Source organism: uncultured Exiguobacterium sp., from assembly GCF_964277885.1.
GTDB lineage: Bacteria > Bacillota > Bacilli > Exiguobacteriales > Exiguobacteriaceae > Exiguobacterium_A.
Map to the genome: position 1 here is coordinate 1,239,333 of NZ_CAXYJR010000005.1, position 24,274 is coordinate 1,263,606.

Genomic DNA, 24,274 nt, shown 5'->3' on the forward strand with positions numbered 1-24,274 from the left:
AGGAACTTGTCGATATAAGGGATAATATGACAAATAGGATCATTATGGCCATTAGTTTGAATCCAGGGAGGAATCGGCATGTCGATGCAGGAACAGGCAGCACACGTTACCGACACACAAGTCATTCGGGCAATCGAGCAAAATCTGGCAATCATTCGCTTTGACGATCGACGGAAAGTCGCATACGTCAATGAGTTGTTTGCACGGACGATGGGCTATGAAGTGGAAGAGCTAATCGGTAAATACCATCGCGATCTTTGCTTTCCAGCATACGTCAACAGTCCAGATTATGAGTTGTTTTGGCGTAAATTGATGCAGGGCATCACGTATCAGGACAAGATTGAACGCCGAGCTGCTGATGGGCAACAGAAATGGCTCGAAGCAACGTATATGCCGATCTATTCAGATGACGGACGCCGGGTCGTCGGCGTCTCAAAAATTGCATCGGACATTACGATTCGCCAACAGGATGTTTTACGGATGGCGGCTGAACTCAACGAGACATCCGCGTTCTTGACGGTCAAATCGGAGAGTGGTCGTCAGGATGGTCTGAACGTGCTGGCGACCGTCCAACAAGTCGAGGCGGAGTCTGTCGAGAATTTGTCGAGCCTTGTTGCCTTACGAAAGGATGCGAACTCGATCACCGACATCGTCAAGACAATCCGTGATATTGCGGCGCAGACGAATCTACTCGCCTTGAATGCGGCGATCGAGGCGGCACGTGCTGGTGAACATGGGCGCGGGTTCGATGTCGTCGCGACCGAAGTCCGAAACCTGTCGAATAAAGTGTCCCACTCAATCGGGGAGATCAAGAACAACATTGAAGGGATTGTTGAACGGATTGAAGACGTTTCGCACAGCATCGAGCGGATTTCGTCTAAGGTCAAGGACAGTACGGGGCAACTCGAACATACGGTCAGTGAGTTCGATCAATTGGCTGATTCAGCGAAACAACTCGAGCGTCAGGCAAAACAATTCGTCGACGTCTTATAAGAAATACACCGCTACCGAATCACACGAGCTGTTCGTTTGTTGTGGATTCGGTATTTTTTGATGGCGAATTCAATATAGAGAAATAGAAAAGGCGCTTGTTAAATCGGAATCGTTACGATATGATGTAAAACGTAATGATTCCGAATTAAAGGTGGAGAACAATATCTACATATAAAACAACGAGCCTTATCGGTAGCGTCTTCCTCGGTTTGACACTTGCCGGTTGTGCTGCTTCTGATACGCCACAAGAGCAAAACCATTTGACGTTCGTCTATAACTTCGCGACACAATCGCTCGATCCGCATCGCGACAGTAGTTATGTTCCGCTTCGCTCAAGGGTGACGGAGACGCTCGTCCGTCTTGATGACGAACGATTGACGGTCGAGCCGTGGCTTGCGAAAAAATGGTCGTACGAAGGAAAGCGAACATGGCGGATCGTCTTACAGGAAGACGTGACGTTCCATAATGGGAAACAACTTGATGCGGCAGCCGTCAAATCGTCTCTCGAACGCTCAATCGACGAAAATCCAGGTGTCAAGAATGCCTTGAATATCGAGACGATCAAAACGGACGGACCCGATCTGCTCATTCAAACGAAGACGACATATCCAGAGTTCATCTCGGAACTCGTCAATCCGAACACAGCAATCATCGACACGAAAGCGAGCGGGGTGACGAAGGAACCGATGGGAACCGGTCCGTTCCAAGTCGAGCGGTTTGCTCCAGGAACAAAAGTCGAGTTAAAACGTTTCAAGTCCTATTGGCAAGCACAAGCGAAACTTGATTCCGTTGATTTTGTCTTCAACGAAGATGCTAGCGCACGGACGAACGCTTTGCGTGCCGGACAGGCGGACATCGTCTATCGACCGGAAATCGAGAGTGTCAAGCAGTTGAAGTCTGAAGGATTAACAGTCCAAGCGACGGATACGTTCCGTGTCCATCAGTTGACAATGAATGTCGCGAACGGTCCGATGCAATCGCTTGAAGTCCGACAGGCAATGGATGCTTTGATCAATCGAAAGCAGCTCGTCGATCACGTCCTCCAAGGATATGCGGTGCCAGCACGTGGTCCGTTCATATCGTCATTCCCGTTTGCTCCGGATTACCCGCAACAAGTGCAGAAGTCGCCTGAAGAATGGCTCAAACAAGCCGGGTATACAAAACAAAACGGACGGATGCAAAAGGACGGCCGTCCTTTAAAACTGACCTTATTGACGTATGCGGCTCGACCAGACCTGCCGTTAATCGCCCAAGTCATTCAAGATGACGCGAAAAAGATTGGCGTGACGATCACAATTAAACAGATCGATGTTCCGGAAGAATACATGGCGAGTAACCGGGACTGGGATATCGCGACGTACAGCAATCTGACAGCTCCGCGTGGGGATGCTGGTTACTATTTGAACGCGACCTATCATCCGAACGGAGGACTGAACTTCAGTCGTGTCGCGGATCCGAAGTTGACGAAACAGATCGAGACGTTGAATGAAACGATTCAGATCGAGAAGCGTTCACGGCTTGCGGAGCAAATCGCGCGATATGTCGACGAGAAACGCTATAATAGCTTCTTGCTCCATCCTTCAACACTTGTTGCCTATGACAGCAAACGCGTCAAAGGATGGAAAACGGAAAAGAGTGAATACTACATGATCACGAACACGTTGCAGGTGACCGATTGATGCATTCGATCGTCAAACGACTGCTATCGCTGAGTCTATTCACTCTACTCATCACGTTCAGTTGTTTTGTCTTGTTACGGTTACTGCCGGGTGATCCGGTCTTGACGTTATTGAATATCGATGAATTATCAGCAACGCCCGAACAAATCGAGGCCGCGCGCCGTGAATTAGGATACGATCAGCCGATGCTCGTCCAGTACGTCCGTTGGCTGCAAGACATATTTACCTTACGTCTCGGAAACTCGTTACAGACGGGGCGACCGGTCATCGAGATGTTGTTAGAGAGTTATCTCGTGACGGGGGAGCTGGCTTTGGGCGGTCTCACCATCGCCTTATTGATCGCTTTACCCCTTGGAATCGGTAGCGCCTTGACGACGCGCCGAAGCGTAGTCCGTCTCGCGCACCTTGTCAGCATGAGCGGAGCGGCTGTGCCCGGCTTTTGGATCGGTCTGTTGCTTGTCGATCTGTTTGCCGTCCGTCTCGGATGGTTACCTGTGATGGGACGGGAAGGGATGACGTCACTCGTCCTCCCGGCTCTATCGCTCGGCTTTCCACTTGCGAGCGTCTATATTCCATTGATTCGACTGAATCTACGCCGTGAACTGAGCCAACCGTACATCGAGTTGGCACGGATGCGTGGGATATCCGAGCGGACGATCCTTTGGCGTTATGCGTTACGCGGCAGTGTGCCACCGGTCCTGTCCGTGTTCGGTCTGACGCTCGGCAGTCTTGCCGGAGGTGTCGTTGTCCTCGAAGTCCTGTTCGCGTATCCAGGTGTCTGTAAGTTAATGGTCGATGCGATTCTACAACGCGATTACCCACTGATCCAAGGGTACATCTTGCTGACGACAGGAGTCATTCTTGTCTTGCATCAAGGTATCCGGTCGCTAAACTGGGCGTTACGACCAGATTGGCAGAAAGGAACACACACATGAAAAAAAGATGGCTTATTTTCTGGGGATGTCTTCTATTATTTATTTCATATACCGTATTTAAAAATCCATTTAAAACAAACGTAGCGAAAAGACTTGAGCCTGTTTCATTCGAATATTGGCTCGGAACAGACGGTTTAGGACGAGATTTCGCAGCTCGTCTTTTTTTAGCTGGTTTGATATCCTTAGGTTTCAGCCTACTTACGGTGTTGCTCACAGCATGCATCGGTACCTGTCTTGGTTGTCTAGCCGGTTTTTATGATGGACGACTCAAGCACTTGATTCATCGATTAGAAGATGGTCTCGTGATTTTTCCGGACACCGTTCTAGCACTTGTCATCGCCGGATTATTTGGTGCCAGTCCTCAAAGTTTGATCTTTGCGATTTTACTCATCAAATGGATTTCCTACGCTCGATTAAGCGAGACACTCGTGACCGAGACGATGCAAAAGCCATACATCAGCATGGCACGCATCAACGGGTTAACAGACAGTATGATCTTGCGACGCCACATCCTTCCGACTATCATTCGGCAAGTCGTCGTGTTAATGAGTTTGGATGTCGGCAAAGTCATCTTATTCTTATCGGCATTCTCTTATATCGGGCTTGGTGTCCAAGCACCACTGCCAGAGTGGGGAGCGATGTTGAATGAAGGACGTCCCTATTTCAGTTCGGCACCCCGGCTCATGCTTTTGCCAGGTGCTTGCATCGTCTTGACCGTCGTCGCGACGATGGGATGGACGCGGTGGATGAAGAAAAAAGGAGGATACGTAAATGATTCAGATTCGGAGCTTACACGTTCGGGCGAAACACGTCCTTCTGCATGACGTGAATCTATCGCTACCAGCTCATCGATTCATCTGTCTCGTCGGAGCGAGCGGGAGCGGTAAGACGCTCTTGTTGAAACGATTACTGGATCGATTGCCGGACGGAATTTCGTCAAGCGGAGAAGTTATCTCGGACGAACCGCTTCGGCGTGGTCTCGATATCGGTTACATACCGCAGCAGTATACCGATGCGTTTCTTCCGTTTTTAACGATGCGTCAGATGTTACGGGATACATTTCGCGCACATGGGCGCAAGATCAATCACCCTTATATCAATGACGTCTTACGAACACTTGAGTTGGACCCGACCTGGTTGGATCGGTATCCAGCAGAGTTGAGTGGTGGGCAATTACAACGGTTTGCGATTCTGTTTGCCGTTGCCTTAAAACCACGGTTGATTTTAGCGGATGAATTAACGACGGCACTCGATCCCGTCTTGACCCGGCGTTTACTCGACTGGTTGACTGAGTACCAACACCAGTACGGGGCAACGATTGTGTTCGTCACCCACGAATTAGGACCTGCCTTACATTATGGACAGCTACTCGTCTTGATGCAGGATGGACGAATCATCGAGACGGGAACACCACAGATGATCGAGCAAAGTCGTCATCCATTTACGCTTGCCTTGATGCAGGCACATCGTACGTCACTAGAAGAAAGGAAGAGTTCATGTACCCAGTCTTATCCGTAACAGATCTTACTTATCAGATAAAGGATCAGTCAATCTTGTCGAATATCTCGTTTCACGTGACGAAAAAGGCGTCGATTGGCATCATCGGTGAGAGGGGGAGTGGCAAGACGACACTCGGACGATTGATCCTCGGTCTTCTTAAACCCACGCATGGTTTGATTTCCTTGCATGGAAAGGTATTTCCGAATGGGCAACAAAACGAGCGACGAGCTATTCAAGCCGTCTTTCAACATCCTCTCGCTTCCTTTAATCCAGAATGGACGGTACGGGAATCGATTCTTGAACCGTTTCGTCAGCATCGTCCGATTTTGCGGCATTTCCCAGCTACGTCAGAAGAGGATCTCATGACTGCCCTCGCGTTTGCTGTCGGGGTCGAGAAATGGTTATTCGATCGATTGCCTCATCAATTGAGTGGGGGACAAATTCAGCGTGCCGCGATCGCCCGCGCGATTTCGATTGAACCCGACATCATTGTGATGGATGAGCCGACGACGGGACTTGATGTCGTCTCTCGCGCACAGATCATCGAGCTACTAGAACGCCTGCAACAGACACTCGGTGTCAGTCTTGTACTGATCTCGCACGATATCGACTTCATCCGGCGCCTCTGTTCGGAAATACTCGTCTTACGTGACGGTCGTGCTGTTGATTTGATTGATCGATTGGAATTAGGTGGTGCGTATACCCAACGATTCGTCGAGGCCGGAACATGGTGAACGCACAACCGACACTCAAAACTTACTGGTTACTTGCTTATCCGCTGATTCTCTCAAGTATTGCGACACCCTTGCTTGGCGTGACCGATACCGTCGTCATCGGTCAATCCGGTGATCCACGGGCGATCGGCGGTATCGCCGTCGGAGCCGTCTTCTTCAATACGATCTATTGGTTGTTCGGTTTCTTAAAAGTCAGTACGACAGGATTCAGCGCTCAAGCCAGCGGGGCGAATGACGGGCATGCCTTACGGACGTCCCTCTACCGACCGTTGTTTCTAGCAGCTTGTATCGGTCTACTTATCCTGTTGTTTCGACAGCCGCTCGAGCAAATCGGACTGTACTTACTTGCGCCACCCGCTGACTTGCTCGGTGCGGTCAAGACGTATATCTCATACCGGATGATTGGCGCACCGTTCGTGTTGATGGGGTATGCGTTACTCGGTTGGTTGATCGGTACCGGTCAGGTCAAGCACGCCTTGTTCGTCCAATTGTTCAGTACAGGAGTCAATGTCGTTCTCGATATCGGTTTCGTCTACGGATTGAATGCCGGAGTTGCTGGAATTGCGGTTGCGACCGTCATCGCGGAGATCAGCATCGTCGTCTGTGCTCTGTACCTAATCCGTAGTCATTTGTCGATGACACGTGATGAATGGCGTGCCTTGACGGCGTGGCAAGCCTATCGTCAATTCTTTCAAGTCAATCGTGACTTGTTCATTCGCACGATTTTCCTTCTACTCGTTACCGGCTGGTTCACACGTGCTGGAGGACAATTCGGACCGGATGTCCTCGCAGCCAACGCGATTCTGCTACAAATCCAGTATTTGATTTCGTACTGGTTCGGTGGACTCGGTCATGCGTCAACCGTTCTCGTCGGTCGGGCAAGAGGAAATCAGGATCAGACAGCATACCGGACGAGTGTCCGTTTGGCACAGACGTTCGGATTCTACTCGGTCGTCTTCTGGTCACTGGTGCTCCTTTCCCTTGAGACACCGCTTCTTCAGTTGTTCACTTCAGAAGAGGCAATTCTAAACGCAGCGCGCGATTATTACTTCTGGATCATCATCCTACCGCTTCTCGCCGGTTGGGCGATGATTTATGAAGGCATCTTTGCCGGACGGGTTGAAGCAACACCCGTCCGAAATTCGATGATTCAAGCAGGCATTGGTTTTGCGGTCGTCCTCCTGCTGACACCGACTTTTGGAAATCAGGGCGTCTGGGCAGCGTTTTTGACGTTCTTCTTGATTCGCTCCTTATCGTTGATTCTCGTAGAAGCAAAACGATGAAAAACCCGCTGTTTCCCTCGTGCGCAAAGGGAACAGCGGGTTATTTGTCGTCGATCGCTAAAGGACGGACGAAGAGGGCGTTCAAGTGATGGACGAGCACATGACGCAGGCGTTCTTTTGGTAATCGTTCCGGTCGAAACAGAGCATGGAAGGCTAACCCGTCAACGAGTGCTGCGAGACGTTCACTCTCAAGCGCAATGTCTAAACCCGCTCGGAGTGTACCGTCCGGGATCTGTGTCAACAGTACCTGGACCATATGATAGATATCATCCGGATTTTCCGTCGTTTGCGACGTATACGCGGACATCATGAATTGAAACCAAACTTGCATCTCGAGCTGATACTCGGGTGCGTAAGGTAAGACCTCAAGTAAGACGTCACATAACGTTTCTTCCGGGGTTCCTCCTTTCTCGAAAATGGTTGTGATGCGTGCTTGGACCCGCTCTTGGACGAGGTCCATCGAGAAACGAAGCAACTCGTTCTGGGTCGTGAAGTAATACCGCAAGGCACCCAGCGAGAGTCCCGCTTCCTTGGCGATCGTCCGGACGCTTGCTTGTTCAATACCGACTTGAGAAATCGTGCGCCACGTTGCTTCGGCGATGAGGCGTTTGCGTTCTTCGTGATTGACTTGTTTTGGCATACATTGAGTATATCATCTTTTTAGCACGAATGTATTAAAAAGACTAGTCAAACTATGAAAGAGATGTTATCTTTATGATACAGTCGTATTAAAAAGGAGAGGATTGATATGCAACTCGTCGCTTGGGCAATTGTCTGTTGTGAGATTTTATTTTGGGTCTTCATCGTCGCTGGACTGATCGTACGTTATGGATTCAGGCGCGAAAGACTCGGTTTTCGATTGATGGCGATGTCGCCGGTCATTGATATCGTCTTACTGCTCTTAACCGTGTTTGATTTAAGTCGCGGCAGTACCGCAACGCTCGCGCACGGACTTGCTGCGATCTATATCGGTGTCTCACTCGCATTCGGCAAGCAGATGATTGCCTGGGCGGACGAGAGGTATCGCCGGTTCATCCTGCGAGAACAAGTATCGCGGGAGCGAATTTCAAAGGCGCGTAAAGAGCGAAATGGGTTCTATCGGCATGTGCTGGCCTTTTTGATTGGTGGGGCGTTACTCGGTGCCATGATCCTGTGGCTGGGAGATGCTGAGCAGACGGAGAGTCTCTTACGGACGTTACAATTGTGGGGACTCGTCCTCGTGATCGATGGGGTCATCTCGATGAGTTACACCGTCTTTCCGGCTCGATCCAAATAAAAAAAGAACCTTGTCTGTCAGCGGTCGACAGTGAAGGTTCGTTCCCGAATCGTATTCGTATGGATTTGTTTCCGGGCGTCGATCGAATCTCGAATGTGGATGATGTAGCGACGTCCTTTTTTGTATCCCGTGCGAGGTGGTTTAATTCGGATCTCTTTGCCGTCAAGGACTTCAATCTCCGTTTGCATCCGCTCACCGTTCGAATCCGTCACGGTGACTGTTCGGTTCGAGACTTGCTCCTTCCGTAATCCTTTCGCATATTCGATGTCGAAGGTATGGTACGAGGAGATGGAGCGGGCACGCGATTTGAAGTGTGGCTCGTCCGTCCGTTCGTCGAGAGTGCAGTAGCAACCCGTGAACAAAAGACTCGCCGAGAGGAGTATCGAAAATAGTTGTTTCACGAAAACGCTCCTTTATGTATTTGGTAATTTTAGTATAAGACAAATTTTGGGTTACGACAATCCTTCTTGAGACTGAGTCGTTGACAGCTATTAAATTCAAGCAGGTCCATGCTATAATCGACCGAGAGAAAGGAAGCGATACACCATGCCAGTACAACCAGACCAACGCGAGATCATCGTCTCGATCCGGACGAGTTATGATTTTAAAGCGGATACCGGTCGCGCGATCCGCGTCATCGAGTTTCACGGACGCCGGACGACGCTGTTCGATACGTTCGAAGCGTCGTCACCGAAACGGATGATCTTGATCGAGATGATTCGTGCCGTCCAATCGTTCAAGGAACCCTTCCACATCATCTTCAACGTCGAATGTAACTTCGGTTTCAAGTATTTGACGGATCAGCGGAAATGGGAAAACCGGGACGTCGGGAATACGTTCCTTGACTTAATTGAACAAGGTGGTCATACGTATGAATTACGAGACAGCTCGTTCTATGAAGGCGGAAAAGCCCTCCAAAAATGGCTCGGTAACACCTTAAAGCAAAATAGCTGAAAAAAAAGGCTGATTCCATGATGGAGTCAGCCTTTATCCGTTGCGTCGATTGTCTCGCTTTCGAGATATCGGTACAACGTACTTTTACTAATACCGGTCTGTTCGCGGATATCAGCGAGTGAATAGTTTTTACTTTGATACATCGCGATCGCGCGGCGGACATTTTCATCCGGCTTCCGCGGTCGACCGGTCTGCTTGCCTTGTTCTTTTGCTTTTGAAAGTCCCGCACGCGTCGACATACTGATGACATCACTTTGCAGCTGAACGAGATGGCGCGCTGTTTCAAGAAATGACAACGAGGCACGCTCGCTCGTCCGAATCTGTTCGCGGAGTGACCATAATGTCGCTCCACGCGTCTCCATCTGCTCGAGCATTTCGATCAAGTGCCGCGTCGAGTCGGCTAAGATATAAAGATGCGTGACGATGACTTCGTCTCCTGTCTGAAGTGTTTCAAGCATCTGTTCTAATTCCGTCCGGCGTTTGGCCGAATCATGCGTCTCGATGACACGTGTCGTTACATTCATTAGGTCGGCTTCCGCTTGTTGCGAAGAACAGTCTGGATCATCCGGATAGGGTCTCATGTAGAAATATTGCATGGATGAAGCTCCTCTCTGTCGATCACGATCGACGTCAGTTCCTCATCAGTATACCGTATTCTTATCGTCGTGCCGCAGAAAACCGAAAACATGCCTTTCTTCTCATGTTCGGATCGACTAATTTGTGGTAAATTGAGTGGAAGTAAGTTTCTCGGACTCATCCCGATACCATTCATTCTTTTTAAATGAGGTGCTCATCATGAACAAAGAAGATCATCAACTCGCCCGTCAGCTATTGACGACCTATTTCATCGGCACACAATTAGCGACGGTCCACGTCGCAGGCTATGTCACGCTCGAATTCATCAATTTGTTTGATACGACGGCGCCTGAACTACGACTACGGATCGAGACCGATCGTCTGTTTTATGGCGATGTCGAGACGACACAGGACTGGGTCGTCCGCCATGCAACAAAGGAAGAGATGTTGCACTTGATCGTCTCGCTTCACGCGGAACGGATCACCGGTGTGCGGATCGGCAAGACGGCACCGCACTTATTCTTAACGTTTAGCAACGGACAAACGCTCGTCTTGAACGGATCGGATACATATTATGAATCGTGGACGATCGATATCGGCCTCGCGCCACACCGGGCCGACGCAACGATCGTTGCTGTACCGGGTGACGAACTGGCTGTTTTTTCCGGAATTGGTGAACAAGTTGAAGACTGAGTGGACACGGATGGAGTGGTGCGACTGGATCATGCCGCTCGTTGCGTCACGTTATCCGGATCACTGTGCCGTTTTACTTGCCGGCAGTCATACGCGAGGGCAAGCGACCGCACAATCAGATGTCGATGTAATCATCTTTGAAGCAAGTCGACGTCAGGCGTACCGGGAATCGTTCATCCACGACGGTGTGCCGGTCGAAGCATTCGTCCATTCCTTCGAGACGATTCAGCCGTTTTTTGAGAGTGACCGGGAACGTGGTCGCCCGTCCCTGCAACGAATGGTCGCCGACAGTTGGACGATCGAAGATCATCCGCACCTTGCGTCTATTCGTAGGGAAGCGGTTCAACAATTAGCGGACGGACCTGTTGCGTGGACGAATTCGGAACAAGAGCGCGCACGTTATTTTTTAAGTGATGTGCTCGACGACTTCGAGAGTGTGACGAACCGCGCAGAAGGTCTAGCGATTGCATCTCGTTTATATGAACAGAGCATCGAGTTCATCCTTCGCACTAATCGTCGCTATATCGGACAAGGGAAGTGGGCGATTCGTGCTCTTGCGGAGTTTGACGAAGACTATGCTAGTCGACATACGATGGCATTCGAGTTGTACTATCAGTCGGATGACCGACGAGAAGTGATCGCATTAGTCGACGATTATCTCGCACCATTCGGCGGGCGTTATTTTGACGGCTTTACGCTCGATAAACGATAACAAGCAAAAGGAGGTACGCTTTCGGATCAATTGACCGAGAACGTGCCTCCTTATCGTTCGCTTTTGTTTAACGCCAATGGGACGGACGGAGTAAGCGACGCGGTAACTGTGTCGCGGCATTACCGATTGCCGCATTGATTTGTGCCTGTGTCAAAAAGAGTGCATCCGTCAGATCGGCGTCCTTGACGTTACAGTCTCGCAAATCAGCCCCAAGAAAGTTGACTCCGCGCAGGTTACTACTCGACAGGTTTGTCGCGAGCAACCACTGATTCTGAACACTGATACCTGAGAAATCACGCCCGGGTAACTGTTTTCCGACCCAGTCGCGTGGTGTCTGGTCGCGTCTTCCGCTATACTGAACTTGAACACGAGAAGCGATCATTTCAAGGAGTGGTCGGACGGTTTGACGAATAGACATGAGATTAAGCCGTTCAAATTGATCCGCAGGTAATGCCGCGTACCTGGTCAGTGCGGCAAGCGTCTCATCGAGTTGATCGTGGATGTCACGCGTGACATCACGTTTCCCGTCGGTTATGTACCACATCATTTCAAACAAATGAACCATCTTCGGGAAGGCAGCATAGATTGCTTGGCGTCGCTTCGGTGCATCATCGCCTTGAAACGTCTGCTGTGACAGATGTTGTCCGGCACCAAAACAATCATAGACGGTGCAGCCTTTGTAGCCACTATCGCGTAACCTGTCATGGATGCGACAGCTGTAATCCGCGTCAAGATTACGACACGGTGTTGCTTCCGGTTTGTCATGACCAAAATCACTAGATTTCGAAAAAGCGAGTGCGGTACAACATAAACCAAAACACTTCGTACAATCAATCTGGAATGTAGGTTCCATCGTATTCACCTCCACTACTACTATAACAAGAAAGGAGTTTAGACATGCTGAAAATTCAACTCAATGAAAATGAGGACGGACAAGACTGGATTCGACAACAAGTGCGTCAACACAATGTCGAGCGTTCACCATTTCATGCGACGAAACGCTCCGATGGTACACAAGCCGTCACATTACTTGCGACGCGTGACGATCAACCGATCGGCGGCATCTCAGGGGAAATGTACTGGGGCTGGTTACATATTGAGTGGTTCTTCATCGTCGAAGAGGAACGGGGAAGTGGACTCGGTACTCAGTTATTCCGTCAACTGGAGGAATGGGCACGAGCAGCGGGTGTTCAGCGAATCCGCGTCGAGACGTTTTCGTTCCAAGCGCTTCCGTTTTATGAGCGACAGGGATTCGTCGAAGTCGGGCGAATCGATAATTATCCGCCGGGTGCCAGCTATCACCTGCTCGTCAAGCAGGTCGACCGATGAAACGGCGACTCCTGTTCACCTTAGTTATGGGAGTACTACTCGGGACGTTGACGGGGATGTCCCAACGTCAAGAGACGACTTCCTTCACGGCACAAACGGTCACGAAGTTATATACACAGATGACGAACACGCCGATCGAAGCGCGTGATGTCTACTTCGTCGAACGTTTGTCTGAGCATTATGCCGTCGCGTATCTTGAAGCGAAACACGACCGCTTGTTTTTGCTCCTGCAACAAACTGACAAAGTACAACGAATCGATCGAATCATTCGCGCCAAGCAGACGATGGAGACGGATTGGTTCGAGGGTCGTTTGCTGACGACGCCGGAAGGTCGGTATCTTGTCGCCTACGGCATGAATGCCTCAAAACAAATGAAAACGATCCGGTTCGAGCCCTATAAGACGACTGCTGATGGGGAAGCACCACTTCGTCCGATGCGACGATCACTATCAGTCGCAGGTCAGGAACGTTTTCATACCGTCCAACCGTTACCGGACGCCTTCCCGCATTCGCTCTACTTTGAGATGATCGCGACGAGCGTAGATGGACAAGAGACGATCCAACGCTTGACGTCATCAAGCGATAACGCATCCTTATTTTCTAAGAACCGTGACTTTTAGTATACTGTATACGAAAAAAGGGGGAAAAAATATGTGGATTGTCATGAACCAGTTACATGTCGTGAAAGGTGCGGCAGATCAAGTCTCAGCACGTTTTAAGACGACGAAAGGGATTGAGCGGATAGAAGGATTTCACCGGATGCAGGTCCTCGTTGATATCAGTCAGGAACAAGAAGATATCGTCACGATCATGACAACCTGGTCGAATCAAGCAGCGTTTCATGCATGGCAGGAGAGTCAAGCGTACAAAGGTGTTCATCATAAGCGGGATAACGGAACTTCTGAAGTCAAACCGCTCGTGACGTCGAATACGGTCACGGAATATGCGATCGTCGCCGACCACAGCGCCGCAACAGAATAAAGACAACACCCCTGAGAGGCATCTTCTCAGGGGTGTTGTCTGTAATAATTGTAATAATATATTAGATTGTTTTCCCGTAATCTGGGTATATTCTAACAAAATAGACGAAACGAGGTGGTATCGCATGGTCTATCGTAAACCTGTCGTCTCTAGTCTTTCCATCCTCTGTGGTATGATCCTGCTCTTTGGTTTCTTGACGAGCGGTGGATTCATTTATCTCTACTTCTTCGTCTTACTGTTCGCTTGCGTCTCCTTCTTACGTGAACCGTTGACACGTAAAGAGTGGTTACGAGAGGGGATTGCTTTTATCTTCTGGTGTTCCTTGATTTATTTGCTACAGCATCTCGTCTTCATGACGTGATTCATTTTTCGTATTGCTCGAACAAAGGAAGGATGATATCACGACCTGTCGCCGAAAGATGAATCGACACGTCACGTTTCGGATCCTTCAAGTAGATGTCGGTCTTTTTGACACGCTTGTCGAGATAGACTTCGTATTGCTGTCCTTTTGTACCTTCTCGGAACGTCAGGTATTTCCACTTCGCCCGTTTTCCTCGTACATCAGCCTGTTCACTCGTCTTGATCGCTTTTTGTAATTTCCCGGATTCATCACTCGTCATCATAATCATGTTTTCCCAATCGAGGCCTTTTTCCGAAATACGATTTCCTTGATCATCTTCTTCAAAACGGATATGCGAAAACTGTTTTTGATGGAACAATGTCTCGTTTTGGTTATCTGCAACAAGATCATCTGTTGTTTGATTCGGCTCTTGGAGTTCAGTTGGTTGTTCCGTCGTATGGCGAATCGATAATTCGTAGCGGAATTCGCGTCCGTTTTTCTCCGTTGCGACAACCGTTCCATAATGTTCTGGTGTGCCGTCACCCGGAACGAATCGGACCTTTCCTGGTTGTTTCATTGAATGGATCGGGTGTTCCGCACGCCGTCCACCATACAACTGTGGTATTCGAACCGAAACGTCGTATGTCGAACCGAATTGTTGATTGTAGACGAGATAGAGATCGACATCACGGGTGAACGGTGTCAAAGAATTCGTATATACGAAAGACGTCGTACGTGTATCTTTTTTTGTGACATCCGTCGCCTCGATGACGAGGTAACCTGATCCTGGAAGTTCTAATGTTCGAGCAGAATGATCTGCGATCTTCTCATCAGGATTAAACCAGTCGTCTTTTTTTAATACAGTAGGCTTCACATTAAAGTTCTTCCGTTGTGGAGTCAGAGCAGTCTTCTTGAAGACATCGTCTTTCTTTGGTAATGGATAGTACCCGCCTTTAAACGATGTCTGACAATATAAATATCTCTTCTTTCCAGCTTTCACGTAACGAACGGTTTGACCTTCATAATCTTCGAACGGATTCGTCATCATGACGGAATAGATATCGCCGACAGCGTAATCAGTAGGTGCATCGCTCACTTTAGACGCGCACGTTTTTTGGATGACAGTTCGTTCTTTAGCTGACAAGGTGCGAGATTCTTTTTCGTTGAATTGCCCTCCGTCATACATTTGCGATAAGTAACCCCATTTAAAATTGGGGGTATCACTTTGACAACCGCTTAACGCAAGCGTTGCACCGAGTATTAGTCCGGTCCAGTAACGTTTATTCATTTGTTAAGCACCTCACTAAGTGCTTCACTTGTCGTACCCGACAGCTTCGCACCGTTCTTTGATCCTGGTTTGACGACATAGATTTCAAGCTTTTTTGATCGCTTTCGTTCGAATAATTCAAACGTTTGGCTTTTCCCTTGGCGAATCAACGTTAACTTTTTCTGCTTTAGTTTTGTGCCTTGTGGCTCCATGACGTCAGTTTCTTTTAATTCCTGAGCAATCTTTTTTGCTAATTTATCCGGAATCGCTGAAATATATTTATAATCGTTTTTTACAAGCTCTTTCGGTGATTGATGGATGAATCCAACATATCCAGTTGATGTTTGATCTAGAAATCCATTTTTGTGGTTCACAGGTTTTTTATAGTTTTGATTAAGACGTAAATAAATCGATGTTTCCTGAACGACTTTACCTTCGTCTTTTTTGCGGACGGTCGCGAAGTGTACGGTCTGTCCTACAGAAAGCTGGTTCGGAAGTTGTTTTCGCTCGATTTGGTACGATTGACCTTTAACGAACTCTTGAATGCTAGGTCCCGCTCCGGTATAACCACCACTAATCCGTAATTCGATCGATGAGCTTTGCAATCCGACATTGGGAATGACACGAAAAGCTAGGTTCAATCCAGGGCCAGTCAGGGGCTCGGTCGATGAAAAGAGTGTTTCTTCTTTGTCTTTTTCCTTCGTAAAAACGACGAATTGTCCCTCCGGTGGAATTATTAGTTGATACGATGGGAAAAGATAACGCCCCAGTCCATTCGTTTGCTTACTTTCTTCATTTTCCTGTTTTTGCTGATCCGTCACCTCTTTTGGAACGTCTTCAAAACGAACGACTGTTGATTTAGGTTCTATCGGTTTTTTCGACCAATTGACGAATGGATAATCACTTCGTTTAATCTGATGGACCGCATAATCCGCATGGCGTATCGGCTGACAGGCCAGATAGTCTTTTTTTTCATCTGATAGGAAACGAACGTGTTGGAACTCACGTCCTTGGATATTTGCAGGAAGAAAATACAAATCGAATCCTTCGTGTTGCACGTATCGGTCAGGTAAGCGCTTCATGTCAGGTTTTTGCTGACAACCCTTCAACAAAGCAGCGGTTTGTTTTTTCGGGAGGTCCGGTATCTCTTGACCATTAAAGGTAGTCGAAATACCGCTCCAGTAATTGGCGTCATATGTAAGGTCTAAGTATTGTTCTTTACCGCATCCGGCAAGTAGGACTGCGCCTGCGAGAATACCGGTATGTATATAGCGTCTCATGAAAAACCTCCTTCATCCTAATGACTATATTTTACCATAATTTCAATAATAGACAGAATTTTCTATAAAACTTTAACATCAAGATGTTTGACATCTCTTGACTCGGGAATAATAGATGCATGCACGGTCAATCTATTACTATGGGGGTTTTAAGATGGGTACATTTATTCAAGCAGTTGATGGCACGAAGATTTACGTCGAGGACGTCGGATCGGGTCAACCGGTCGTCTTTTTACACGGCTGGCCGGCAAACAACAACATGTTCGAGTATCAAAAGAATTTGCTCGTCGAAGAAGGATACCGTTACGTCGGAATCGATTATCGCGGTTATGGTAAATCAGATGCACCGGCAACGGGATACGATTACAAGACGATGGCGTCCGATATCAATGAAGTCATCGAACAGCTGGAATTAACGAATGTCACGTTGCTTGGCTTCTCGATGGGAGGAGGAATCGCCTTGTCCTATCTCTTGCAATACGGGGATTCAAAAGTCAGTAAGCTCGTTCTCGCAGGAGCTGCAGCCCCTGTCTTTACACAGCGAGATGGCTATCCATACGGAATGACAAAAGAAGAAGTCGATGCGTTGATTGCCGACACGAAACAGGATCGTCCGTCGATGCTCAAAGGATTTGGGGAAATCTTCTTTGCGAAGGAACATCCAGAACCGCTTCAACAATGGTTCCATGGTCTTAGCATCGCCGCTTCGTCACATGGTACGATTCAGTCAGCAATCGCCTTACGTGATGAAGATTTACGTGGAAAACTCGGAGACATCAAAGTCGATACGTTAATCATCCACGGTAAAAAAGACCAAGTTTGTCCGTTCGAGTTCGCGAAAGAAATGCAAAAGGAAATCCCACAGGCACGACTTGAAGTCTTCGAAGAGAGTGGACACGGCATGTTGCTTGATGAACAAGAGAAATTCAACGAAACGTTACTCTCTTACGTCAAAGGAAATCAAACCGTCTAATCCAACAAGCCATGGACACCCGTCCATGGCTTGTTTATGTACAGAAAAAAGTATGCGCCGGCGCATACTTTTAAGGGCGATACTTCCGCATGAACCGTTGATCGATCCAGCGTTTCAGATACCAACCAAGTCGATTAGTTGAGTAAGATTTACCATACAGGGAAACCGCATGACGTGGTCCCATCGATAAAATCGTCAAGTAGTTCGTTTGCGGACGATACGTTTGGAGTGCTTCTTCCTGGACGTACCGTAAGAGATTCGTAAGCAGAATCGGTGCTTGCCGGACAGCTGTGACGCCGTTCTTTGGAATATCGGGATAAGCGACGAGGGTCGCCGCATCACCCGCAGCAAACAGACTTGGATGATCGAGCGCTTGCAACTGCTCATTGACAAGTAGGAATCCGTCTTCCGTATAGAGCTTACTGTCCGCAAACAATGCCGGAGCTTTCGCACCCGTCAAGCGGATGAGCGCATCCGACTCGATTGGCGGGTGATGTGAAAAGAGGAGAGGAGACGCCTCGTTCAGTGGCCGTTCTCGAATCCAATGAACATCGAGTTCTTTTAACCGTCTCGCAATCGCTTCCGCTGCGGGGTGTCCTGAAAGTAACTCTGGATCCGTGATGAGCATAATCGGCACACCCGCCGCTTTTAAGGACGCCGCCATCTCGACGGCCGCTGCACCGCTTCCAATCACGACCGGACACTTTGCTTGTTGCAGACGCTTTAATGTATCCGGTAACCGGTAGTTCGGTTTGATCGATAATCGTGTCGTGTCTTCCGACCAATCGAACGAGCCGATATTCGTCGAGACGACGTCATAGGTATAGCGTCTGCCGGATGCACCGAAGACGATTTTTTCAACAGGGTCGATTTTGATGACGGTTTCCTCGATGAATGGTTTATCATAGGCGCGACACAAGGAGGCGACGTCGACACGGATTTCATCAATGTCGTACGTTCCGTCAGCAAGCCCGGAGTACATACCCGAGTAATATTGATGCGTCGAGGCATTTAAAATCAGCCACTCGATGTCTTCTGTGGGTCCGTGGGTAATGCAATGCAGGTGAGCGTGCCCTGCACCAATCAAGAGGATTCGTTTCATGTCGTTCTCCTTCAATTTGTCTTGCTAGAATGTACCCGGATACGGGTGGCGGTAATCATAGCCAAAAGACAAGACTGATGAACAGGAGGATGACCACGAGGTAGATAATATCCTGGCGCTGAACGACTGGCACTTCATAATATGTCCGCTCTGCTGAAAAATGACGGGCTTCGAAAGCGATTGCCATCCGTTCTGCCCGCTGGATCGATCGCGAGAAGAGCGGTAAGCCGATTGATAGGAACGCATCACCAGGAAAGCGACTGTGCACGTTTCGAATCATTCGGACTTGCCGCAAGACGCGGACTTCTTCGACCAGTTGTGGCAAAAAACGGATCCCGGCAAGAAATCCGTACGCGAAGCGAGGCGATACCTTTGCCTGGTGAATCAAGCTCATCACGAACCGGGTCGAATCGGTCGTCGTGACGAAAGCGAAACTTAAGCAGACGAACGTCGCCATCCGTAAGGCAAGTAACCAGCCGTGCACGACACTTTCCGACGTGACATGAAACCAACCGAACGACCAGAGCGTGTTCGTACCTTTGCCGAAGGCTGCCATCATCCAGAACGTCAATAAGAATAATAGACTGTAAGGTGCGAGCCGTTTCAAGAAATCGACGGGACCCCATCCGGAGAGGAGTAGCAAGGCGATAGCAAAACTCAGGAACACCAACGTCTTGATCCAGTCATTCGTTGCAATCAAGGCAAACATGATCAAAAACAATCCGCTCCCCTTGATGACAGGATTGAGTTTAGCGAACGGTGACGCGTTTGTCTGCATTGCGCTTCACCTCCTGGAATTGGTACGAAAGTGGACGTTGCAGCTGACAGCGTTCGAGTAACGGAACGTCAGCGAATAACTCGTTCGGACGCCCGTCAAAAGCAATCCGGCCTTGCTCCATGACGAGGACACGATCCGCGTATCGGGCGACGAGTTCCATATCGTGTGTTGCCATGACGAGCGTCGTTCCGTTTTGTTGTTCCGTCAACAACTGTTCCATGAGCCGCCGTGTCGTCAATCCATCCTGTCCGAACGTCGGTTCATCGAGCAACAACAAATCCTTCGTCTGCCCGAGCATCGTCGCAACGCTGAGTCGTCGTTGTTGCCCTGTACTAAGCGCAAGCGGTGACTGCTGTTTGACGGATGCGAGTTCCAGTTGTTCGAGTAAAGTTGTGCGCTCGTCACTCGTCGCTGCCCGGTGACTCCAGTCGATTTCTGCTTCGACCGTCAGTTTGAGAAACTGCAGATCCGGTTGTTGGAAGACATAGCCGACGTGCTCATAAAAGCGTCGCCGGGAGTAACGCTGAGCCGGACGTTCCTGGAACCGATATGTTCCTTGATGCGAGAGCAACCGACCGAGTGTTGCAAGCAACGTACTTTTCCCGGAGCCGTTTGCCCCGAGCAACATCACCCATTCTCCCGTCATTAGGGAAAATGTCGCATCGGTCAGCGGGTAAGGTGCTTTCGTCGATAATGCAGCGACGTGTAACAAGGCAGTGCCTGCTGTAGCGACTGAGGGAAGCACGTGAAGTCGCGCCGCTTGTGGTCCATCTATGGGTAACGTCTCTAACGTATACGGATACAAAGAGGGAACAGCGACCCCTTTCGCTTGAAGCTCCGTATACGCCTGCGGAAACAAATCCTGTGGATGTGCCGTTGCAGTCACCGATCCGTCCTCAAGTAAGACGATCTGATTGACATATGGCAAACAGACATCGAGTTGGTGTTCAATCAAGACGATCGTTAAATCGTGTTCTTTCTGAATCCGAAAGATCAACGCCATCAGCTCGTGTTGCCCGATCGGGTCAATCTGAGCCGTTGGTTCATCGAGTAATAAGATCGTCGGATCAAGTGCCAGGACCGCAGCGAGCGCGAGGCGTTGTTTCATCCCCCCGGATAGACTCGCGATTGGTGTCGAGAAGGGGAGAGGGAGACCAACAAGTGCGAGTAAGCGTTCAATGCGTTCCTCCATCTCTTCGCGTGAAATCGACCGGTTTTCTAAACTAAAAGCGATTTCGCGTCCAATCGTTTCCATGCAGAACTGTTCTTCTGGGTTTTGGAATAAGATTCCGACCGAACCGGACCGGGTAACGGTTCCCGTCTGTTCGACTTCAATCGTCTCTGGTGTCAGTCCGGCTAGGGCATGAAGCAGTGTCGTCTTGCCACTCCCGCTTCGTCCAAGCAGAAGGGTCGTCCCGTGCTCGATCGTTAGCGATACATGATCGAGCACCGACTTCATTTGACCCGGATAGCGGATGCTGAGATCGTCGACAGTAATCATGCGACTTCCCGTTTCGCACGTCCTGCCGCAAATCCGTTCAAGACACCGGTCGCTACAAGGCGACGGACAAGAACCGCTGCGAGCAAGCCGCCGAGTAATGCACCACTGATCAATTGTAAGCCAGTTGTCGCAAGCAACGTCGTCGTCGTGTAGTAACCGAATCCGTTCGCGATCAGACTATAGACGATGCTACCAATCGCGGCTCCAACACCCGATAACATCAATGTCGATGTGTCATAACGGCGATAACGCGTCATCGCAAAGACGAGTTCCGCACCAAGTCCTTGGCAGACCCCGATCAGTAGAGCCGATAAACCAAAATGACTACCCGTGAACAGTTCGACAGCTGCCGCGACGATTTCCGCGATGAGGGCGGCACCTGGTTTTTGAATGATTGCTGCGACAAGCGGGCTCGCGATGATCCAGATCCCAAACATCCAGTTGGCACCGACTGGTCCGAAGATCGCAGACATCGGTAACCAGAGTGTTGACCAACCGAGATAGATGACGCCGCAAGCGACGGCGAGCATCATCATGACCATGATTTCTTTCATTTTCCAGTGTTGCATCGTGTTCGTCCTCCTTTAAGTGGGGGAGACACCAAAAAGACCGCCCTCCGAAAAAAAGAGAGCGGTCCTCAGAAAAACTGCGCGCAGCAGGAGTCATTGGATGTGATCGCTCCACTTTCCTACGCTAGTATGAACTAGATCAGGTTCGAAGGGTCCGAAGTAAATCGTCTCAGCCAAATGGGCTCCCCTAGTGGATATGGTAATAGATGATACGCTGTTCACTTTAGGCAATCTTCTGTCTATTGTCAAGACACAATAAAACGATACGCCACGAAGGGCGTATCGTTAAACGACTTATTTATTGTCTTCGTTCTCTTCTTTTGCTTCTTCTGAAGACTCTTCCGTAGCTTCCGCTTCGTTGTCTTCACTAGCTTCAGCTTGTGCCTCAGCTTCCGCTTCTTCGATTTCCTCAAGCTCTTGTTCAAGCGTTGACTCAACGACAGCTGCGACTTGAATGTCGCCTTCAGTGACGATACGGAAATCTTTTTGTTCCGGAAGATCAGCTACAGAAATTGAATCGCCGATTTCGAGGTTTGTGACGTCGACTTCGACGTTCTCTGGTAATTTATCTGGTGTTGCTGCGACTGTTACTTTAAAGAGTGTCTGTGATAGGAATCCACCGACTTTCGCGCCAGCTGCTTCCCCGACGAGTACGACGTCTGCTTCGACTTCTGTCTCTTCATCCATTTTGACGGCGATGAATTCGACGTGGTCGATTGTTGGTGTGAAGACATCCATATCACGACGGTTAATGAGAACGTTAACGTTCTTACCATCTAATTTTAGTGAAATCAAGACGTTTTCACCGTTTTCACGGATGATCTTGATGAGTTCTTTTTCTTCGAATGCGATTGGCGTACTTTCCACTTTGTAACCATACACGACACCAAGAGCTTTTCCTTCATGACGTAATTGTTTACGGAGTGAGCGTGGACGTACCTCGCGTTTTTCGACTGTTAATTTAACTGACATGTTCATTTCCCCCTTGAATTTGGTATAGCCCTCAAAAGGTAATGAATGTAGGAGCAGGACAAGTCCTGAACAATTTAAATATGCTAAGACAATCGGTTTCAGACTCATTTGAATCTGACGCTTTCGTGACTTTGCATTTCTCTCCCAGGTCATTACGCTGATATTGAGAAACATGTGTGAGTAAGTCACCGTTTGATGCGGTGCTAGTGAGTTTATACCCCTATGTTTTAAATCCTTAAACCTCTTTTTTTATTTTTTTAAAGTCGAAAGACCTCCAAACCGCTTGAAATCAAGGGTTGAGAGGTCTTTCATTTTTTTCTTTTTTTATGATAATGCGTTGGTTTTCACGGACCAGCGCGCGGACAAGACGTTCGATGTGCCGCATCGTCGTCTGTCCCATCGTCGAAATTTGAAGCCATTGATTACGGACGAGATAGTCGCTTTCATATTGAACATGATAGCCCTGGATCCGGAGAGCGTCTCCTAAAGCGGTTGCCGACGGATGGACGATAGTCAGGATTCCCGGCGCCTGTGCTTCTTGCGTTGCAAGAAGGTTAAAACCAGTCGCGCGAACGGCTTGTTCGAGATAGGTCATCTTGATGGCTGCTTGATCGAGATCAAGGGCATCGAGCGCTGCCTGACAAGCAAGCAACAAGTTCGATGAGCCGGAAAAGGCGATACCTTCCGCATAGAGTCCGAGATCCAGATAACGTGGAATACGTGGAGAAGGTAGGACGCGATCTACGTGACCGATGAACGCAAGACCCGGTAAACCACCAATTGCTTTTCCGGAGACGATCGTGACGAATCTGCAGCCGGCATACGAGAAACGCCCGGTTCCGACGGCGCTGATCGCATCGACGATGAGTGCGGTTCGTTGTTCTAACAGCGCTTTTACCGCATCGAGATCGTAGAGAACGCCCGTTGACGTCTCACAATGCGTCAACCAGATCCAGTCGTATTCCGTTTGATGCAGTTGACTCGCGAGCTGTTCTAATTCGATTGGGTGACCGGGTGGAAGCGAGTGGACATCAAAGGACTTCCCAGCTCGTGCCGCGTGATCGATCAAGCGTTGACCGAACTCACCACCGTTTAGGATCAACCCATGTCCACTCAGTTGTTGTGCGACGATGTCGTTAGCGAGGGTGCCACTGCCAACAGCCATCGAGACATGTGGCAAATCCAGCAACTGACACATTCGGTCCCGTAAATCTTGATCGAGCTGACGCATCGATGCCGTCCGATGTGGACGCGGTGCTTGTTGCGCCGCTTGACGGACCGTCGAAGCGACTTCGACCGGACCGGCTAGAAAATGCAGAGGACGTAAGACATCCGCGATGACGGATCGTTCGTATGTCGCGCGCGACAACAACATCGGTACGAACTGGGCATCGCTACTACCGAGCGTCGCTGCGATTGGTGTGAAGCCGAACCGCGCATATAGTTTAGCTTCCCGTGTCGTACCACTGATATAGACATGATCAATCGTTTCCCGTTCCAAGTAGACCATCAAAAAGCGCATCAATTGCATGAACGTACGACTATTGCGGTATTCGGGACGAACGCTGAGTAAGCGGATTTCCGCTGGGTCCGTCAGTGTCTCATCTAGCGTCACGCCTTTTTCCTCAAGCGAAAAAGGGCGATGCTTCCGAATAGCAATCATCGCGACGAGTCGATCGTCTTCCTTGCCGATCAGATAGGTATTTTGATCATGAAACCGGTCAATCCGTTTCCGTTCGGTATTTGGTTGATGTTGCGGAATCTCTTCCGTGAAGGTGAGGTAGTTTAATTCATGGATTGCTTCCGCGTCCGAAGCGGTGGCAATGGAAAAGTCGATCATGAGACGT

28 protein-coding genes and 1 riboswitch are annotated in these 24,274 nt (G+C 49.2%); of the genes, 16 read left to right on the forward strand and 12 right to left on the reverse strand.

Annotated features, from left to right (window positions below):
- Positions 1–78 precede the first annotated feature (78 nt).
- The 7 genes from ACHWTJ_RS08085 to ACHWTJ_RS08115 all read left to right on the forward strand — a co-directional run bounded on the left by ACHWTJ_RS08085 (position 79) and on the right by ACHWTJ_RS08115 (position 7,124).
- Complete coding sequence (locus ACHWTJ_RS08085) at positions 79–993, forward strand: methyl-accepting chemotaxis protein (RefSeq protein ID WP_023468367.1); 915 nt, start codon at positions 79–81, stop codon at positions 991–993.
- 209 nt (positions 994–1,202) lie between these two features.
- Complete coding sequence (nikA, locus tag ACHWTJ_RS08090; protein ID WP_394679417.1) at positions 1,203–2,672, forward strand: nickel ABC transporter substrate-binding protein; 1,470 nt, start codon at positions 1,203–1,205, stop codon at positions 2,670–2,672.
- On the forward strand, positions 2,672–3,607 hold the full coding sequence (locus ACHWTJ_RS08095) for an ABC transporter permease (RefSeq protein WP_394679418.1): 936 nt from the start codon (positions 2,672–2,674) through the stop codon (positions 3,605–3,607). Before nikA ends, ACHWTJ_RS08095 begins: the two co-directional genes overlap by 1 nt.
- Positions 3,604–4,431 (forward strand): ABC transporter permease, encoded by an 828-nt coding sequence (locus ACHWTJ_RS08100; RefSeq protein ID WP_394679419.1) that lies wholly within the window; start codon positions 3,604–3,606, stop codon positions 4,429–4,431. Before ACHWTJ_RS08095 ends, ACHWTJ_RS08100 begins: the two co-directional genes overlap by 4 nt.
- Complete coding sequence (locus ACHWTJ_RS08105; RefSeq protein WP_294741406.1) at positions 4,379–5,125, forward strand: ATP-binding cassette domain-containing protein; 747 nt, start codon at positions 4,379–4,381, stop codon at positions 5,123–5,125. Before ACHWTJ_RS08100 ends, ACHWTJ_RS08105 begins: the two co-directional genes overlap by 53 nt.
- Positions 5,104–5,841, forward strand: coding sequence for an ABC transporter ATP-binding protein (locus ACHWTJ_RS08110; RefSeq protein WP_394679420.1), 738 nt, complete (start codon positions 5,104–5,106; stop codon positions 5,839–5,841). Before ACHWTJ_RS08105 ends, ACHWTJ_RS08110 begins: the two co-directional genes overlap by 22 nt.
- The gene (locus tag ACHWTJ_RS08115) at positions 5,835–7,124 is read left to right on the forward strand and encodes an MATE family efflux transporter (protein ID WP_394679421.1); all 1,290 of its coding nucleotides are present in this window, start codon (positions 5,835–5,837) and stop codon (positions 7,122–7,124) included. The genes ACHWTJ_RS08110 and ACHWTJ_RS08115 overlap by 7 nt, the downstream gene beginning before the upstream one ends.
- A 40-nt stretch (positions 7,125–7,164) precedes the next feature.
- On the opposite strand, the gene ACHWTJ_RS08120 is transcribed toward ACHWTJ_RS08115, so the two are convergent.
- Entirely contained in the window at positions 7,165–7,764 is a 600-nt protein-coding gene (locus tag ACHWTJ_RS08120) for a TetR/AcrR family transcriptional regulator (RefSeq protein ID WP_294746176.1), read from the reverse strand.
- Between the two features lie 108 nt (positions 7,765–7,872).
- On the opposite strand from ACHWTJ_RS08120, the gene ACHWTJ_RS08125 reads away from it, so the two are divergent.
- The gene (locus ACHWTJ_RS08125) at positions 7,873–8,400 is read left to right on the forward strand and encodes a hypothetical protein (protein WP_294746179.1); all 528 of its coding nucleotides are present in this window, start codon (positions 7,873–7,875) and stop codon (positions 8,398–8,400) included.
- A gap of 17 nt (positions 8,401–8,417) precedes the next feature.
- On the opposite strand, the gene ACHWTJ_RS08130 is transcribed toward ACHWTJ_RS08125, so the two are convergent.
- Positions 8,418–8,801, reverse strand: coding sequence for a hypothetical protein (locus tag ACHWTJ_RS08130; protein ID WP_294746181.1), 384 nt, complete (start codon positions 8,799–8,801; stop codon positions 8,418–8,420).
- Positions 8,802–8,946: 145 nt separating this feature from the next.
- Between ACHWTJ_RS08130 and ACHWTJ_RS08135 the strand changes: the two genes are divergently transcribed.
- Positions 8,947–9,354, forward strand: coding sequence for a hypothetical protein (locus ACHWTJ_RS08135; RefSeq protein WP_023468357.1), 408 nt, complete (start codon positions 8,947–8,949; stop codon positions 9,352–9,354).
- Between the two features lie 26 nt (positions 9,355–9,380).
- Here ACHWTJ_RS08135 and ACHWTJ_RS08140 read toward each other — a convergent pair whose 3' ends face one another.
- Positions 9,381–9,950 carry a recombinase family protein gene (locus tag ACHWTJ_RS08140; protein WP_294741413.1) on the reverse strand — a complete coding sequence of 190 codons (570 nt, stop codon included), beginning with the start codon at positions 9,948–9,950 and terminating at the stop codon, positions 9,381–9,383.
- A gap of 199 nt (positions 9,951–10,149) precedes the next feature.
- Here ACHWTJ_RS08140 and ACHWTJ_RS08145 point away from each other — a divergent pair, with 199 nt between their 5' ends.
- Positions 10,150–10,623 carry a hypothetical protein gene (locus ACHWTJ_RS08145; protein WP_294746184.1) on the forward strand — a complete coding sequence of 158 codons (474 nt, stop codon included), beginning with the start codon at positions 10,150–10,152 and terminating at the stop codon, positions 10,621–10,623.
- Complete coding sequence (locus ACHWTJ_RS08150) at positions 10,613–11,335, forward strand: nucleotidyltransferase domain-containing protein (protein ID WP_394679422.1); 723 nt, start codon at positions 10,613–10,615, stop codon at positions 11,333–11,335. The genes ACHWTJ_RS08145 and ACHWTJ_RS08150 overlap by 11 nt, the downstream gene beginning before the upstream one ends.
- Before the next feature lie 67 nt (positions 11,336–11,402).
- Here ACHWTJ_RS08150 and ACHWTJ_RS08155 read toward each other — a convergent pair whose 3' ends face one another.
- Positions 11,403–12,188 carry a pentapeptide repeat-containing protein gene (locus ACHWTJ_RS08155; RefSeq protein ID WP_294741417.1) on the reverse strand — a complete coding sequence of 262 codons (786 nt, stop codon included), beginning with the start codon at positions 12,186–12,188 and terminating at the stop codon, positions 11,403–11,405.
- A 44-nt stretch (positions 12,189–12,232) separates the two neighbouring features.
- On the opposite strand from ACHWTJ_RS08155, the gene ACHWTJ_RS08160 reads away from it, so the two are divergent.
- The 4 genes from ACHWTJ_RS08160 (at position 12,233) to ACHWTJ_RS08175 (ending at position 14,006) form a co-directional block, all read left to right on the forward strand.
- Positions 12,233–12,664 (forward strand): GNAT family N-acetyltransferase, encoded by a 432-nt coding sequence (locus tag ACHWTJ_RS08160; protein ID WP_394679423.1) that lies wholly within the window; start codon positions 12,233–12,235, stop codon positions 12,662–12,664.
- The gene (locus ACHWTJ_RS08165; protein WP_394679424.1) at positions 12,661–13,284 is read left to right on the forward strand and encodes a hypothetical protein; all 624 of its coding nucleotides are present in this window, start codon (positions 12,661–12,663) and stop codon (positions 13,282–13,284) included. Before ACHWTJ_RS08160 ends, ACHWTJ_RS08165 begins: the two co-directional genes overlap by 4 nt.
- A gap of 31 nt (positions 13,285–13,315) precedes the next feature.
- On the forward strand, positions 13,316–13,645 hold the full coding sequence (locus ACHWTJ_RS08170; protein WP_294746193.1) for an antibiotic biosynthesis monooxygenase: 330 nt from the start codon (positions 13,316–13,318) through the stop codon (positions 13,643–13,645).
- 124 nt (positions 13,646–13,769) lie between these two features.
- Positions 13,770–14,006, forward strand: a complete 237-nt coding sequence (locus ACHWTJ_RS08175; RefSeq protein WP_294746195.1) for a hypothetical protein — start codon at positions 13,770–13,772, stop codon at positions 14,004–14,006.
- A gap of 1 nt (position 14,007) precedes the next feature.
- Here ACHWTJ_RS08175 and ACHWTJ_RS08180 read toward each other — a convergent pair whose 3' ends face one another.
- Both ACHWTJ_RS08180 and ACHWTJ_RS08185 read right to left on the reverse strand, forming a co-directional pair.
- Positions 14,008–15,273, reverse strand: coding sequence for a hypothetical protein (locus ACHWTJ_RS08180; RefSeq protein ID WP_394679425.1), 1,266 nt, complete (start codon positions 15,271–15,273; stop codon positions 14,008–14,010).
- Positions 15,270–16,532, reverse strand: a complete 1,263-nt coding sequence (locus tag ACHWTJ_RS08185) for a hypothetical protein (RefSeq protein WP_394679426.1) — start codon at positions 16,530–16,532, stop codon at positions 15,270–15,272. The genes ACHWTJ_RS08180 and ACHWTJ_RS08185 overlap by 4 nt, the downstream gene beginning before the upstream one ends.
- A gap of 154 nt (positions 16,533–16,686) precedes the next feature.
- Here ACHWTJ_RS08185 and ACHWTJ_RS08190 point away from each other — a divergent pair, with 154 nt between their 5' ends.
- Positions 16,687–17,505 (forward strand): alpha/beta fold hydrolase, encoded by an 819-nt coding sequence (locus tag ACHWTJ_RS08190; protein WP_394679427.1) that lies wholly within the window; start codon positions 16,687–16,689, stop codon positions 17,503–17,505.
- A gap of 70 nt (positions 17,506–17,575) precedes the next feature.
- Here ACHWTJ_RS08190 and ACHWTJ_RS08195 read toward each other — a convergent pair whose 3' ends face one another.
- The 6 genes from ACHWTJ_RS08195 to ACHWTJ_RS08220 form a co-directional block, all read right to left on the reverse strand.
- Positions 17,576–18,607: an NAD(P)/FAD-dependent oxidoreductase gene (locus tag ACHWTJ_RS08195; protein ID WP_294746203.1), complete on the reverse strand. Its 1,032-nt coding sequence runs from the start codon at positions 18,605–18,607 to the stop codon at positions 17,576–17,578.
- Positions 18,608–18,662: 55 nt separating this feature from the next.
- On the reverse strand, positions 18,663–19,385 hold the full coding sequence (locus ACHWTJ_RS08200; RefSeq protein ID WP_294746206.1) for an energy-coupling factor transporter transmembrane protein EcfT: 723 nt from the start codon (positions 19,383–19,385) through the stop codon (positions 18,663–18,665).
- A complete protein-coding gene (locus ACHWTJ_RS08205; protein ID WP_394679428.1) occupies positions 19,357–20,886 on the reverse strand; it encodes an ABC transporter ATP-binding protein in 1,530 nt (509 codons plus the stop codon). The genes ACHWTJ_RS08200 and ACHWTJ_RS08205 overlap by 29 nt, the downstream gene beginning before the upstream one ends.
- The gene (locus tag ACHWTJ_RS08210; RefSeq protein ID WP_294741438.1) at positions 20,883–21,455 is read right to left on the reverse strand and encodes an ECF transporter S component; all 573 of its coding nucleotides are present in this window, start codon (positions 21,453–21,455) and stop codon (positions 20,883–20,885) included. Before ACHWTJ_RS08210 ends, ACHWTJ_RS08205 begins: the two co-directional genes overlap by 4 nt.
- A gap of 99 nt (positions 21,456–21,554) precedes the next feature.
- Positions 21,555–21,654, reverse strand: a riboswitch (TPP riboswitch).
- 95 nt (positions 21,655–21,749) lie between these two features.
- Positions 21,750–22,427 (reverse strand): 50S ribosomal protein L25/general stress protein Ctc, encoded by a 678-nt coding sequence (locus tag ACHWTJ_RS08215; RefSeq protein ID WP_394679429.1) that lies wholly within the window; start codon positions 22,425–22,427, stop codon positions 21,750–21,752.
- 289 nt (positions 22,428–22,716) lie between these two features.
- Positions 22,717–24,267 (reverse strand): GNAT family N-acetyltransferase, encoded by a 1,551-nt coding sequence (locus ACHWTJ_RS08220; RefSeq protein ID WP_394679430.1) that lies wholly within the window; start codon positions 24,265–24,267, stop codon positions 22,717–22,719.
- Between the last annotated feature and the right edge of the window lie 7 nt (positions 24,268–24,274).

Coding starts and splice junctions, on each gene's coding strand:
- ACHWTJ_RS08205 (WP_394679428.1), bottom strand. CDS start 20,886: ATGATTACTGTCGACGATCTCAGCATCCGCTATCCGGGTCAAATGAAG.
- ACHWTJ_RS08220 (WP_394679430.1), bottom strand. CDS start 24,267: ATGATCGACTTTTCCATTGCCACCGCTTCGGACGCGGAAGCAATCCAT.
- ACHWTJ_RS08165 (WP_394679424.1), top strand. CDS start 12,661: ATGAAACGGCGACTCCTGTTCACCTTAGTTATGGGAGTACTACTCGGG.
- ACHWTJ_RS08180 (WP_394679425.1), bottom strand. CDS start 15,273: ATGAATAAACGTTACTGGACCGGACTAATACTCGGTGCAACGCTTGCG.
- ACHWTJ_RS08135 (WP_023468357.1), top strand. CDS start 8,947: ATGCCAGTACAACCAGACCAACGCGAGATCATCGTCTCGATCCGGACG.
- ACHWTJ_RS08210 (WP_294741438.1), bottom strand. CDS start 21,455: ATGCAACACTGGAAAATGAAAGAAATCATGGTCATGATGATGCTCGCC.
- ACHWTJ_RS08125 (WP_294746179.1), top strand. CDS start 7,873: ATGCAACTCGTCGCTTGGGCAATTGTCTGTTGTGAGATTTTATTTTGG.
- ACHWTJ_RS08085 (WP_023468367.1), top strand. CDS start 79: ATGTCGATGCAGGAACAGGCAGCACACGTTACCGACACACAAGTCATT.
- ACHWTJ_RS08175 (WP_294746195.1), top strand. CDS start 13,770: ATGGTCTATCGTAAACCTGTCGTCTCTAGTCTTTCCATCCTCTGTGGT.
- ACHWTJ_RS08160 (WP_394679423.1), top strand. CDS start 12,233: ATGCTGAAAATTCAACTCAATGAAAATGAGGACGGACAAGACTGGATT.
- ACHWTJ_RS08145 (WP_294746184.1), top strand. CDS start 10,150: ATGAACAAAGAAGATCATCAACTCGCCCGTCAGCTATTGACGACCTAT.
- ACHWTJ_RS08100 (WP_394679419.1), top strand. CDS start 3,604: ATGAAAAAAAGATGGCTTATTTTCTGGGGATGTCTTCTATTATTTATT.
- ACHWTJ_RS08095 (WP_394679418.1), top strand. CDS start 2,672: ATGCATTCGATCGTCAAACGACTGCTATCGCTGAGTCTATTCACTCTA.
- ACHWTJ_RS08140 (WP_294741413.1), bottom strand. CDS start 9,950: ATGCAATATTTCTACATGAGACCCTATCCGGATGATCCAGACTGTTCT.
- ACHWTJ_RS08215 (WP_394679429.1), bottom strand. CDS start 22,427: ATGTCAGTTAAATTAACAGTCGAAAAACGCGAGGTACGTCCACGCTCA.
- ACHWTJ_RS08195 (WP_294746203.1), bottom strand. CDS start 18,607: ATGAAACGAATCCTCTTGATTGGTGCAGGGCACGCTCACCTGCATTGC.
- ACHWTJ_RS08190 (WP_394679427.1), top strand. CDS start 16,687: ATGGGTACATTTATTCAAGCAGTTGATGGCACGAAGATTTACGTCGAG.
- ACHWTJ_RS08115 (WP_394679421.1), top strand. CDS start 5,835: ATGGTGAACGCACAACCGACACTCAAAACTTACTGGTTACTTGCTTAT.
- ACHWTJ_RS08170 (WP_294746193.1), top strand. CDS start 13,316: ATGTGGATTGTCATGAACCAGTTACATGTCGTGAAAGGTGCGGCAGAT.
- ACHWTJ_RS08185 (WP_394679426.1), bottom strand. CDS start 16,532: ATGAGACGCTATATACATACCGGTATTCTCGCAGGCGCAGTCCTACTT.
- ACHWTJ_RS08105 (WP_294741406.1), top strand. CDS start 4,379: ATGATTCAGATTCGGAGCTTACACGTTCGGGCGAAACACGTCCTTCTG.
- ACHWTJ_RS08110 (WP_394679420.1), top strand. CDS start 5,104: ATGTACCCAGTCTTATCCGTAACAGATCTTACTTATCAGATAAAGGAT.
- ACHWTJ_RS08120 (WP_294746176.1), bottom strand. CDS start 7,764: ATGCCAAAACAAGTCAATCACGAAGAACGCAAACGCCTCATCGCCGAA.
- ACHWTJ_RS08200 (WP_294746206.1), bottom strand. CDS start 19,385: ATGCAGACAAACGCGTCACCGTTCGCTAAACTCAATCCTGTCATCAAG.
- ACHWTJ_RS08155 (WP_294741417.1), bottom strand. CDS start 12,188: ATGGAACCTACATTCCAGATTGATTGTACGAAGTGTTTTGGTTTATGT.